Source organism: Pseudomonas sp. SZ57 (assembly GCF_009495975.1).
Lineage (GTDB): Bacteria > Pseudomonadota > Gammaproteobacteria > Pseudomonadales > Pseudomonadaceae > Aquipseudomonas > Aquipseudomonas syringae.
Window position 1 is genome coordinate 1 of the sequence record NZ_WIBD01000035.1, and the last position, 12,286, is coordinate 12,286.

A 12,286-nucleotide genomic window follows, 5' to 3' on the forward strand; every position below is an offset into this window, starting at 1 on the left:
ACTTCGTCGGTTTCCTTCGCCCTGCCACTGATCCGGGGGTCGCCGCAACGGGCCATCCATGGCCCCGGTGCGGCTAGCCTGGCGTCCTGCCAGGATAACCCAGGATCAGCGCCAGGACTCAGCCGTCACTGACGTCGCGATCTGCGTCGTCTGTGCCATCGTGGTAGAACAGCGCTTAGTGTGCAGTGATAGCAGGCAAAGCACGACGCGGAGCGTGACCCAATGCATGCCAACGCGGCGCATGGGCGCTAGACGCCCGCAATAAACATTTCCCACTTCCTGCCGTTACAGAAATTAAGTTGTTTGTTGATCCTGCCGATGCATTGTTTGCTGGGGAGGGGCACAATGCCATCAGGCCAGCCAGTCATCCAGATGCCGGGTAGGAGATAACCCCTTTTGTTGCGTCCATCAGCTGCACGCTTGAGTCATTTTCTGCCTTCACTGGGTTTGCTGGTGGCGGGGCTCGCGGCTGCGTATGTAAAGGACCTGAACGTCTTCTTCACTTCGCTGTTCAACGTGCTTCCTACTCTGGTTCTGCTGTTGGGCGGTGCGTACTGCTGTGTTTACCGACGTCAGCGCGAGCTGTTTCTGATGGTCACGGTGTATATCGCCTACTACCTGCTCGACACCCAGACCGATTACTACCGTGACCATGGCAAGGTCCGCGAGGATGCGGCGGTGATTTTTCACCTGGTTTGCCTGCTGCTGCCGCTGCTGTTCGGGCTGTATGCGGCATGGGAGGAGCGAACGCATCTGTTCCAGGACATGGTCGCGCGGCTCGCGGTGCTGGTGGCGCTGGGCGGCGTGGCGGTGGGGCTTGAGCAAAGTTATCCGGTCGAGCTGCAAGTCTGGCTGGCCGATATCCGCTGGCCTGCCCTGCATGGCGCATGGATGAGCCTGATTCAGCTTTCTTATGCGATGTTTCTGGTGTCCTTCGGGGTGCTGATCTGGCAATACCTGGAAAAGCCGCGACCGCTGCATGCGGCGCAGATTGTCGGCCTGCTGGGTTTGTTCTGGGCATTGCCGAAAACCTTTATCCTGCCGTTCACGCTGAACATCCTCTGCAGTCAGGTGATGCTGATGATTGCCGCTGCGGTCGCTCATGAGGCCTATCAGATGGCCTTCCGTGACGAGCTCACCGGGTTGCCTGGGCGTCGGGCGCTCAATGAGCGCATGCAGCGTCTGGGTCGCAACTATGTGCTGGCGATGAGCGACGTGGATCACTTCAAGAAATTCAACGACACACACGGCCACGATGTGGGTGATCAGGTGCTGCGTCTGGTGGCCAGCAAGCTGTCGAAAATCACCAATGGTGGCGGCAAGGCCTATCGCTATGGGGGTGAGGAGTTCGCCATTGTGTTCGCCGCCAAGAGCATCGATGAGTGCATGCCGCACCTGGAAGCCATCCGCGAGACCATCGCCAGTTACGAGATTCAGCTGCGCAACAAGGACAATCGCCCTCAGGACGATCAGCAAGGCCGCCAGCGTCGCAGTGGCGCGCAGGCTGGCAGCGTGTCGGTGACGGTGAGTATCGGCGTTGCCGAACGCCAGCCGGAGCATCGCACGCCCGAGGAAGTGCTCAAGAGCGCCGACCAGGCGCTGTATGCGGCCAAGGGCGCCGGGCGCAACTGTGTGGTGGCTTACGGGCAGTTGAACCGACGCGGCGCTGTGCGCACGACTGAAGCGGCAACCTGAGCAAACCCTGGCACTTCCCGTGACCTGTTATGACTATTCAGTCATGACACGACCCTATGTCTCTGAAATGTTGTTCGGTTAGACTCGTGGAACTCGACTGCTGATCTGCGTCGCTGGATGCATCGATCGGCTTCCCAAAGCATTTCGATCCGTGTTCACGAGGTTTGCCATGGCTGACTATAAAGCGCCACTGCGCGATATGCGCTTCGTCCTCAATGAAGTCTTCGAGGTTTCAAAGCTCTGGGCTCAACTGCCCGAGCTGGCCGAAACCGTCGACGCTGAAACGGTCGAAGCCATTCTCGAAGAAGCCGGTAAAGTGACCAGCAAGACCATTGCGCCGCTGAGCCGCAACGGTGACGAGGAGGGCTGCCACTGGAAGGACACCGTCGTCACCACACCTGCAGGTTTCCCCGAGGCCTATAAGATCTACGCCGAAGGCGGTTGGGTCGGTGTGGGCGGTAACCCCGAGTTTGGCGGCATGGGCATGCCCAAGGTGGTGTCGGCTCAGGTCGAAGAGATGCTCAACTCTGCCAGCCTGGCGTTCGGTCTGTACGCGATGCTCACCTCAGGCGCCTGCGTGTCGATAGACACCCACGCAACCGAAGCGCTCAAGACCAAATTTCTGCCCAATATGTATTCAGGTGTCTGGGCCGGGTCGATGTGCCTGACCGAGGCTCACGCCGGTACGGATCTGGGCATCATTCGTACCCGCGCCGAACCCCAGGCGGACGGCGCTTACCAGATCACCGGCAGCAAGATTTTCATCACCGGTGGTGAACACGACCTGACCGAAAACATCATCCATCTGGTGCTGGCCAAGTTACCGGATGCACCGCCTGGCCCGAAAGGCATCTCGTTGTTTCTGGTGCCCAAGTTCATGGTTGGCGACGACGGCAGCATCGGCGAGCGCAACACCGTCAGTTGTGGCTCGATCGAGCACAAGATGGGCATCCAGGCGTCGGCGACGTGCGTGATGAACTTCGACGCCGCCACCGGTTACCTGATCGGCGAGCCGAACAAGGGCCTGGCGGCGATGTTCACGATGATGAACTACGAGCGCCTCGGCGTGGGTATCCAAGGGCTTGCGTCTGGCGTGCGTTCTTATCAGGCCGCCGTTGAGTATGCGCAGGACCGTCTGCAGAGCCGTGCCCCGACCGGTGCGCAGAACAAGGACAAGGCCGCTGACCCGATCATCGTCCACCCCGACGTGCGTCGCATGCTGTTGACCATGAAAGCCTTCAACGAAGGCGGTCGGGCGTTTTCCAGCTACGTTGCTCTGCAACTGGATATTGCCAAGTTCAGCGAAGACGATACCGCGCGCAAACGTGCCGATGATCTGGCCGCGCTGCTGACACCGGTCTCCAAGGCGTTCCTGAGTGATATCGGTCTGGAAACCACCGTGCATGGCCAGCAGGTATTCGGCGGCCATGGTTACATCCGCGAGTGGGGCCAGGAACAACTGGTGCGTGACGTGCGTATCACGCAGATCTACGAAGGCACCAACGGCATTCAGGCGCTGGACCTGGTCGGGCGCAAGATCGTCGGTTCGAATGGCGCGCTCTATCAGTTGTTCTCCGATGAAGTCCGCCAGTTCATCAGCGGCTCGGACAACGCGCTCAGCGAGTTCACTCAGCCGCTGAGCAAAGCCTTGAACATGCTCGATGAACTGACCGGCTGGGTGCTGGATCGGTCGCGCAACAACCCCAATGAAATAGGCGCAGCCTCTGTGGAGTACCTGCATCTGTTCGGTTACACGGCGTATGCCTACATGTGGGCCATGATGGCCAAGGCAGCACTGGGTAAAGAGCAGCAGGAGGAGTTCTACGCAAGCAAACTGGGTACCGCACGCTTCTACTTCGCACGTCTGCTGCCGCGTATTCACTCGCTGGATGCCTCGGTGCGCGCGGGTAGCGAGTCGCTGTACCTGTTGAAGGCGTCACAATTCTGACCTGGAAAAGTCTTGTAAGCATTTGCTTACACTACGTGACGCCAATTGGCCTCTTCCCAAGAAAGGGATCCAAAGTTAATCTTTGTTCATGGACGTAGCGCAGGAAGCGCAACAAGACATAACAGGGACACGTAGGGAAGCCTGCCAGGATGGCGGGGTGAAAGGGAAATCAGGGAAACAGTCTGGAAAGCCCCGCTTCGGCGGGGTTTTCTTTGTTTGCGTTTTGACGATTCTGTTTTCTTTCCGCTCGCAGCACACGCTGCTGTGCCCGCATTGCAACGCTTGTCCTGAGCCCCTCCCGCTAAAGAATAATGGCGCGGTGCCAGAGCCCGGTTGAACCCTCACCGCCGGCCAGGGTCGATTAGCTGTATGGCCAATCAGAGCCAATCAATCAGGAGCTTTCCATGGACATCATTCGTATCATTTTCGCCATTCTGCTGCCTCCGGTAGGCGTGTTCATGCAAGTAGGCTTTGCTGGCGCTTTTTGGTTGAATATTCTGCTGACCCTGCTGGGTTACATCCCGGGCATCATCCACGCGATCTACATCATCGTTTCGCGTAAGTAACACCTCGTTGCACTCGCTGATCGTTCCCTGATGCGGGAACGATCAAACGGCCTGATCAGGCATCCAGCACATCCCGATAGAAACGCCATTCCTTCTCCAGCGCATCTGCCAGGTTATTTGCCTTGCGGAACCCATGATGCTCGTCCGCATAGAAGTGCGCTTCGGTCTTGATACCGTTGTCCTGCAAGGCCTTGAGCATGGACCGGGTCTGTTCCGGAACCACCACGGCATCCAGCTCGCCCTGAAAGAAAATCACCGGCACGCTGATGTCGTCGGCGTGCAGCAGGGGCGTACGAGCCTGATAGCGCTCGATGTCCTTGTCGGGGTCGCCGATCAGCCAGTCCAGATAATCACCTTCGAATTTGTGCGTCGCCCTGGCCAGTGCCACCGGGTCGCTGACCCCGTAAAGACTGGCACCTGCGCGGAATACGTCGTGGAAGGCCAACGCGCAGAGCGTGGTGTAGCCACCCGCACTGCCGCCGCGAATAAAAGCCTGTCGTTCGTCAATCAGGCCGCGCTCGGCCAGATGGCTGACCACTGCGCAGGCATCTTCGACGTCTGCCACGCCCCAGGTGAGGTGCAGGCCTTGCCGGTACACGCGACCGTAGCCGCTGCTGCCGCGATAATTGAGGTCTGCGACGGCGAAGCCGCGGTGTGTCCAGTACTGAATGCGCGGGTCCAGCACCGGGTAGCAGGCAGAGGTCGGGCCGCCATGGATGAACACCACCAGCGGCGGTTTTTCTGCGCCGGTCATGGCCGGATAGAAGTAGCCATGAGCCTCGGCCCCGCCACTGGGGTAACGCAACGTCTGAGGGCGGCTGATCTGCTCGGCCGGCAGCGGCGACCCGCCTCCGGCAAGCACCTGAGCACTGCCGTCGTGGCGAGAAATAGCCAGTACCGCCGAGGTGCTGATGGCTGAGGCCGCGATGCAATAGACGAACTCTTCGTCAATGGCGAGGCTGCGAAAGCGGCTGTAACCCGCGCTGAAATCCTCGACGCTGCCGTCGACCTGGCACAGCCCCAGAACACTTGAACCGTCTGCAAACCAGCTCGCCAGGTAACCATCGTTGATCGGCAGCCAGGTGCAGCTGCCCATTTGCCAGGGCGCGGATGCATGATCCGCTGGACGGGCGGGAAGCGGCGCAAACCCGGAAGGCGATTCGCCCCACGGCTGCCAGAAACCCGCACGATCAGTCAGGCAATACAGACGCCCATGGGCATCGAAGCGCGGTTGTTGCAGAGACTCTTGCGCACCATCGCCTGCGATGCACTGCGCAGTGGCCCAACTGCCGTCGTCCTGTTTGGTCGCACACATCAAGCGAGTGCTGGTCCACGGCTGATGCGGGCGCTGCCATTCGATCCAGGCCAGGCGTCTGCCGTCGGCACTGACAATCGGTGATGAGTAGAAATCAGCGCCTTCGGCCAGCAACTGACGCCTGCCGTCAGCCAGCTCGATAGCCACCAGTCGATGCGTGTTGCGGTCCTCTTCAACGGCCAGAATCTGGCCGCCGCTGAAGAACACGCCGCCGTAGCGCTTGTCGCCCTCGGTCAGCGCCACCGGCTCGCTGGCGTCCAGTGCCTGTCGATACAGTTGCTGGTCGCGCTCGTTGACGAAGACTACGGCGTCGTCGGCGAGGCAGAACGAACCACCGCCATACTCATACACCCGGCTGCGTACGCTGAAGCCTTGTGGCGTCAGGCAGCGCTTGCTGTTGGCGTACCAGTGCCAGATGCGACTGGCGCCGTCTTCGGGGCGGTATTCGTTCCAGAACAGGCCCGCCGAGCTGACATCCAGTTCGGCGAAGTCAACGCCTGCAGCGACCGCTTGCGCGGCGCTCAGACGTTCAGGAGGATTTTGCGATGAGTCGTGAGTTTCGGTCATTGCGAAAGGCCAGCTCTTCAATGGTTTGAGTAGCGGTTTCGGACTCGTCACGAGCCTGAGTGATAATCCCGTGGTGATAGGATTTGCTGCACACCGGGTCGGCATTGGCGGCATCGCCGGTCAGCATGAAGGCCTGGCAGCGACAGCCGCCGAAGTCCTTTTCCTTCTCGTCACACGAACGGCACGGCTCGGGCATCCAGTCGTAACCGCGGAAGCGATTGAAGCCGAACGAGTCGTACCAGATGTGCTGCATGCTGTGATCGCGCACATTGGGGAACTGGATCGGCATCTGCCGCGCACCGTGGCAGGGCAGCGCCGTGCCATCCGGTGTCACGGTCAGGAAGATATTGCCCCAGCCGTTCATGCACGCTTTGGGACGCTCTTCGTAATAATCAGGGGTGACGAAAATCAGCTTGCACGGATGATTCTCTGCCTCCAGCCGGGCGCGGTATTCATTGGTGACGGCTTCGGCGCGGACCAGTTGATCTTTGGTCGGCAGCAGACCGAGGCGATTCAGGTGCGCCCAGCCATAGAACTGACAGGTCGCCAGCTCGACGAAGTCCGCTTCCAGCGCGAGACACAGCTCGATGATCTTGTCGATGCGATCGATGTTGTGCCGGTGGGTCACGAAGTTCAGCACCATCGGGTAGCCGTGCTTTTTAACCGCCTTGGCCATCTCCAGCTTCTGCGCGAAGGCTTTTTTCGAGCCGGCGAGCATGTTGTTGACCTGCTCGTCGCTGGCCTGAAAGCTGATCTGGATGTGGTCCAGGCCTGCTTCCTTGAAGGCGATGATCTTCTCTTCGGTAAGGCCGATGCCCGAGGTGATCAGGTTGGTGTAGAAGCCCAGACGCCGCGCCTCGGCGATCAGTTCGGCGAGGTCCTGGCGTACCAGCGGCTCGCCGCCGGAAAAACCGATCTGCGCCGCGCCCATTTCCCGCGCTTCCTGCATGACCTTGAACCACTGCTCGGTGCTCAGCTCCTGGCCCTGTTTGGCAAAATCCAGAGGGTTGGAGCAATACGGGCACTGCAGCGGGCAGCGATAGGTCAGCTCGGCGAGCAGCCACAATGGCAGCCCGACCTCGGGAGTGGGCGGTATGTACGGGGTGTTGGTGACGGGTGCTATGTCAGACAAGATCGATCCAGTTTTTCTTTTTGGCGCCTTCCATGAACTCGTCGACGTCCATGCCCAGCTCGGGAACATTGGGGAACTGCTGATGAAGCTCATGAATGATGGCGGCGATGCTGCGCTTGCCATCGATCAACCCGCCAATCAGGGCCGCGCTGTCATTCAGTTTGATCATGCCCTCAGGGTAAAGCACCACATGCGCCTTTTGCGCAGGCTCGTACTGAAAGCGATAGCCTTGATGCCATTTGGGTGTCAACGCTCGGAACTGCGGATCGTGCTTCATAGGGTAATCCCCTTATGCCAGACCCTTTGGTCTGTGACGCTGTGATACGGCGGGCGGTTCAACTCGTAGGCCATGGACATCGCATCGAGCATGCTCCACAGGATATCGAGTTTGAACTGCAGGATTTCCAGCATACGCTGCTGACCTTCGTACGTAGTGTAGTGCTGTAACGTGATGGCGAGGCCGTGCTCTACATCGCGTCGGGCCTGACCCAGGCGCGTGCGGAAATATTCGTAGCCGGCCGGGTCGATCCACGGGTAGTGCTGCGGCCAGCTGTCCAGACGCGACTGGTGGATCTGCGGTGCGAACAGTTCGGTCAGCGAGCTGCTGGCGGCTTCCTGCCAGTTGGCGCGGCGGGCGAAGTTCACGTAGGCGTCGACGGCAAAGCGCACGCCTGGCAGTACCAGTTCCTGCGAGCGCAGCTGGTCCGGGTCGAGCCCCACGGCCTGGCCGAGGCGCAGCCAGGCTTCGATGCCGCCGTCTTCGCCGGGCGCACCGTCATGATCGAGCAGGCGCTGAATCCACTCGCGACGGATCTCGCGATCCGGGCAGTTGGCCAGAATCGCCGCGTCCTTGAGCGGAATGTTCACCTGATAGTAGAAACGGTTGGCGACCCAGCCCTGAATCTGCTCGCGGGTCGCTCGGCCCTCGTACATCGCCACATGGAACGGGTGATAGATGTGGTAATAGGCACCCTTGGCGCGCAAGGCCTGTTCGAATTCGGCGGGGGACAGCGCAGTCGCTTCGCTCATGTCAGCTCCTAAAGCTCGATGCTCATGCCATCGAAGGCCACTTCGACGTTGCGACGAACCAGCTCCGCACGTTCCGGGGAGTCTTCGTCGAGAATCGGGTTGGTGTTGTTGATGTGGATAAGCACCTTGCGCTGCTCGGGGAAGCCTTCGAGGACTTCCAGCATGCCGCCGGGGCCGTTCTGTGCCAGATGGCCCATTTCCCGGCCGGTGCGCGTGCCCACGCCACGGCGCTGCATTTCGTCGTCGTCCCACATGGTGCCGTCGACCAGCAGGCAGTCGGCGTCACGCATCTTCTCGGCCAGTGCTTCATCGACCTTGCCCAGGCCTGGGGCATAGAACAGCTTGCCGCCAGTACGGGTGTCTTCGACCAGCAGGCCGATGTTGTCGCCCGGGTGCGGGTCGAAACGGTGTGGCGAGTAGGGCGGAGCGGCGCTGCGCAGCGGGAAGGGCGTGAAGCGCAGGTTCGGGCAGGCCGGAATCACGAAGCTGCCCTGCAACTCGATGCGGTTCCAGGTCAGGCCGCCGTTCCAGTGCTTGAGCATTTCGAACAGCGGGAAACCGGTGCTCAGGTCCTCATGGACCATATCGGTACACCACACCTGATGCGGGCAGCCTTCACGCAGGCTGAGCAGGCCGGTGGTGTGGTCGATCTGGCTGTCCATCAACACGATCGCGCTGATGCCGGTGTCGCGCAGCGCGCGCCCGGGCTGCATCGGCGCAAAGCCCTGCAATTGCACGCGAATGTCCGGGGAGGCGTTGCACAGCACCCAGTTGATACCGTCGTCGGACAGCGCAATGGACGACTGGGTCCGCGCATGGGCACGCAGGCTGCCGTCGCGAAAACCTGCGCAATTGACGCAGTTGCAGTTCCACTGGGGGAATCCACCGCCAGCAGCAGAACCTAGAATCTGGATGTACATGACAGCTCCCGGGACACGCTCTGAAATAAAAAACAGCCATAACCATAAAAAAAGCCCCGGCGAACCGAGGCTTCACAGCGCACTGAAATCAACGGCTTGCGAAGTACATGGTGACTTCGAAACCGATACGCAGATCAGTGTAAGCAGGTTTAGTCCACGACATAAAAATCTCCTCGGATAAGTGCAGCGGTGGGTGACTACATCTTAGTGCATCGCTGGAGGCATACGTTCAGATGCTTAGGGAGCTATGTTACTCATTTTCACAATTCAGCAGGGCTAGAATCTGCATGAAAGACCGTTACTGTTCAGGTAAGGATTGCGGAACGGCCGCGCTGGCAGGGCGATTGGCCACGATCAGCCAGCCACCTGTGGCGCTGATCAATTGATCCGCAGAGGCTAGCAACGAGTGTGTATCCAGATTTGACAAAGCCTGCTGCAAGGTCTGCGCATGGTCACCCTGGTGCCCGGCAAGGTGTGCCTGCCACTGCAGGTCGGCACGCTGTTGCTCCGGCAGGCTCGACGGCTCGAACTGCGCTGCAAGGGCTTTGGTCTGCTCAGGCAAATCTGCGTCGCGCACCCGTTGCGGCAATTTGCCGATAAAGGCCTCGATGTGCGCAAACAGCTGTTGGGCACTGCTGGTGGGGGATTGCACGCCGAACAGCAAGCCGGTCCGTCCGTCGATCTGCCTGAGGCCACTGAACACTGCGTAACCCAATTGCAGCTCGACCCGCAGCCGCTGATAAAACGGCGCTTGGGCCAGGTGCGCGAGCAGACGCCAGGCGGCTTCATCTTCGATAGCACTCGTGGGCGCTGGGCAGAACACCAGCACGGCGTCTTCCGAGGAGGACGAAGCTTGCGTCGCCCAGTGCTTGCCCGCGCGCATGGTTGGCACATCGCTCGGGGAGGTTCGCTGAACGCCGGGTACTGCATTCAACACCGCGTCCAGCATTGACTGGCTGGCCGGGTCGAAACCGCTGGTTAAACTGCTCCAGCGCGAAGCCGCCCATACGTCTGGCAGGTCGCTTATCGCCACCTCCGGGTCACTGCGCAGGTAGTGATCGGCAAGCTGCTTGAGCAACTGACGAATCGGGATCAATACCGGCTCGTCGTGTTCCAGCGTGTGTGCGTCGGGGGGCTGCAAGCGCTGCAGGCTTTGTTGCAGGACCGCCACCATCGGTTCGCGCAAGCCGTTCAATTGAAGCTGCCAATAAGGGCCGTACGCCGTGAAGGTCAGGGTTACCCCGGCCTGACGTGCGTCTTCGACCAGTGGCTTGAGCGCGGCATCGAGCATCCGCCAAAAAGCCGGCTGCGGGGACGGCAGTTGCCAACGCAGGTACAGCGCGGCTTCAGCGGGGTCGTCCGCTGCCGCATCAAGAAACGGATTCGGCGCTGGCAGGCGCCAAGTGACCGGCTCTGGATCGAGGTTATCCACATCAGCGATGAGCTTCGACAGTAATGCGCGTAAGGCTTTTTGGCCGTGCTCGCTCAACTGCGCGGGCGTTTCGCGACAGTGATGGTTTGCCAGAGCCAACGCTCCGCACATCTGCAGACGGCGTCGTTCGAGACGGTGGTATTCCTCGATTCGCGTTGGCCAGTGATCCTTGAAAAAACCGAGCCAGATGAACAGCAGGCTGCTGATAGCGGTCGCGTTCGCCGGGTCGCCTTTAAACTCGATATCCAGCAAAAGCTGCCCGCCGAACTGGTAAAGCGGCGCGGCGTTCAATGAGGTGCAAAGGCCCCTGCGGGCCAGCTCGGCAACCAGTCCGCCAGGCTGCGCTGCATTGAGCCAGTGACAGAAGAAGGCCACCGCTTCGTCAGCCTTGTCCGGCAAGTCCTCAACAGCAAACAGCAGATGGTTTTGCTCACCAGCCTGTCGAGGACTGGCCATCAATGCTGGAGGCGGGAGCTGTTTGAGCTTCATCCCGCTGGAGAAAACTGCGCCGTGGTTTGTCGCCAGCGCCTGCAGTTCAGCCATCGGCAGCGGGCCACTCAGGCACAGGGTCATCTGTCCGGCCTGATAGAAGCCTTGATAAAAGTCGTGCAATGCCTTCTGAAAAGCCGGGTTGGGCACTGGCAGGCTGTAGCGATTGCCAGCGTGAAAGCCACGCAACGGATGCTGAGGGTTGATCGCTGTCAGCAGGCGCGCCTGATCGCGGGATGCGCTATCGCCGAGCCAGGCGATGAATTCGGCGTGCAGCACTTCGCGTTCGCGCAATTGATCTGCGATGTCCATGCGCGGCTTGGCAAGCATGTCGCACAGGCGCTCCAGCCCTTGGGCAAAGGTGGCCTGCGGCAGTTCGAAGAAGAAGTCAGTGGTGCGCTCGCGGGTGCTGGCATTGACCTGCCCGCCATGACGCTGCACAAAGGTCATCAAGTTGTCCCCGGCCGGGAAGCGTTCGGTGCCGAGGAAAAACAGATGCTCCAGAAAATGCGCCAACCCTGGCCAAGCCCGAGGCGCATCGTGACTGCCGGCTGCCACGCGCAACGAGGCCGCACAGCGCTTGAGCCGTGGCTCGTGACACAGCACCACATTCAGGCCGTTGGCCAGCGTGAGGCGTTGAGTGTCAGTGGCGTGTGCGGCAGGCATGAGGGGCGTCCGGAAAGCTGTGCGAGGCGAGGCGTCATGCTAGCGGATTAGCTGACCCGTTCGCGAGCCTGCTGCTCAAAGCTGCGAAATAGAGGACGCAAAGGGGCCGCCAAGCTTCCCGACAATGCATCGCTTGAAAGACCGTCTTCGCGAACAAGTTCGCTCCTACCCCTCGGGCAGGAGGCCGTTGATTCTGCCCAACGGGCGTAGGAGCGGACTTGTCCGCGAAGGGGCCGCCAAGCTTTCCGAACATGCATCGCTTAAGCGACCGTCTTCGCGAACAAGTTCGCTCCTACCCCTCGGGCAGGAGGCCGTTTTGATTCTGCCCAACGGGCGTAGGAGCGGACTTGTCCGCGAAGGGGTCGCCAAGCTTTCCGAACATGCATCGCTTAAGCGACCGTCTTCGCGAACACGTTCGCTCCTACCCCTCGGGCAGGAGGCCGTTTTTGATTCTGCCCAACGGGCGTAGGAGCGGACTTGTCCGCGAAAAGGCCGTTAAGGTTTCCAAAAATGTATCGCCTGAGCGA

Annotated in this window: 10 protein-coding genes; 3 read left to right on the top strand and 7 right to left on the bottom strand. The window is 60.4% G+C overall.

The features are described 5' to 3' along the window. The first annotated feature begins 396 nt into the window (after positions 1-396). From GE543_RS25105 to GE543_RS25115, 3 genes are all read left to right on the top strand, one after another. On the top strand, positions 397-1,695 hold the full coding sequence (locus GE543_RS25105) for a diguanylate cyclase (RefSeq protein ID WP_003419815.1): 1,299 nt from the start codon (positions 397-399) through the stop codon (positions 1,693-1,695). Between the two features lie 169 nt (positions 1,696-1,864). Then, the gene (locus GE543_RS25110; RefSeq protein WP_153222611.1) at positions 1,865-3,643 is read left to right on the top strand and encodes an acyl-CoA dehydrogenase C-terminal domain-containing protein; all 1,779 of its coding nucleotides are present in this window, start codon (positions 1,865-1,867) and stop codon (positions 3,641-3,643) included. Positions 3,644-4,047: 404 nt separating this feature from the next. Continuing rightward, positions 4,048-4,209, top strand: coding sequence for a YqaE/Pmp3 family membrane protein (locus tag GE543_RS25115; RefSeq protein WP_002555565.1), 162 nt, complete (start codon positions 4,048-4,050; stop codon positions 4,207-4,209). Between the two features lie 55 nt (positions 4,210-4,264). On the opposite strand, the gene GE543_RS25120 is transcribed toward GE543_RS25115, so the two are convergent. The 7 genes from GE543_RS25120 to pqqF form a co-directional block, all read right to left on the bottom strand. Continuing rightward, positions 4,265-6,091, bottom strand: a complete 1,827-nt coding sequence (locus GE543_RS25120; RefSeq protein ID WP_153222612.1) for a S9 family peptidase — start codon at positions 6,089-6,091, stop codon at positions 4,265-4,267. Continuing rightward, positions 6,054-7,223, bottom strand: coding sequence for a pyrroloquinoline quinone biosynthesis protein PqqE (gene pqqE / locus GE543_RS25125; RefSeq protein ID WP_003393569.1), 1,170 nt, complete (start codon positions 7,221-7,223; stop codon positions 6,054-6,056). Before pqqE ends, GE543_RS25120 begins: the two co-directional genes overlap by 38 nt. After that, on the bottom strand, positions 7,216-7,500 hold the full coding sequence (pqqD, locus tag GE543_RS25130; RefSeq protein ID WP_024961472.1) for a pyrroloquinoline quinone biosynthesis peptide chaperone PqqD: 285 nt from the start codon (positions 7,498-7,500) through the stop codon (positions 7,216-7,218). Before pqqD ends, pqqE begins: the two co-directional genes overlap by 8 nt. Further along, positions 7,497-8,252: a pyrroloquinoline-quinone synthase PqqC gene (gene pqqC, locus GE543_RS25135; protein WP_003402120.1), complete on the bottom strand. Its 756-nt coding sequence runs from the start codon at positions 8,250-8,252 to the stop codon at positions 7,497-7,499. Before pqqC ends, pqqD begins: the two co-directional genes overlap by 4 nt. A gap of 8 nt (positions 8,253-8,260) precedes the next feature. Further along, complete coding sequence (gene pqqB / locus GE543_RS25140; RefSeq protein WP_153222613.1) at positions 8,261-9,172, bottom strand: pyrroloquinoline quinone biosynthesis protein PqqB; 912 nt, start codon at positions 9,170-9,172, stop codon at positions 8,261-8,263. An 88-nt stretch (positions 9,173-9,260) separates the two neighbouring features. Beyond that, on the bottom strand, positions 9,261-9,335 hold the full coding sequence (pqqA, locus tag GE543_RS25145) for a pyrroloquinoline quinone precursor peptide PqqA (protein ID WP_003422658.1): 75 nt from the start codon (positions 9,333-9,335) through the stop codon (positions 9,261-9,263). A 135-nt stretch (positions 9,336-9,470) separates the two neighbouring features. Continuing rightward, the gene (gene pqqF / locus GE543_RS25150) at positions 9,471-11,759 is read right to left on the bottom strand and encodes a pyrroloquinoline quinone biosynthesis protein PqqF (RefSeq protein WP_153222614.1); all 2,289 of its coding nucleotides are present in this window, start codon (positions 11,757-11,759) and stop codon (positions 9,471-9,473) included. Positions 11,760-12,286 lie beyond the last annotated feature (527 nt).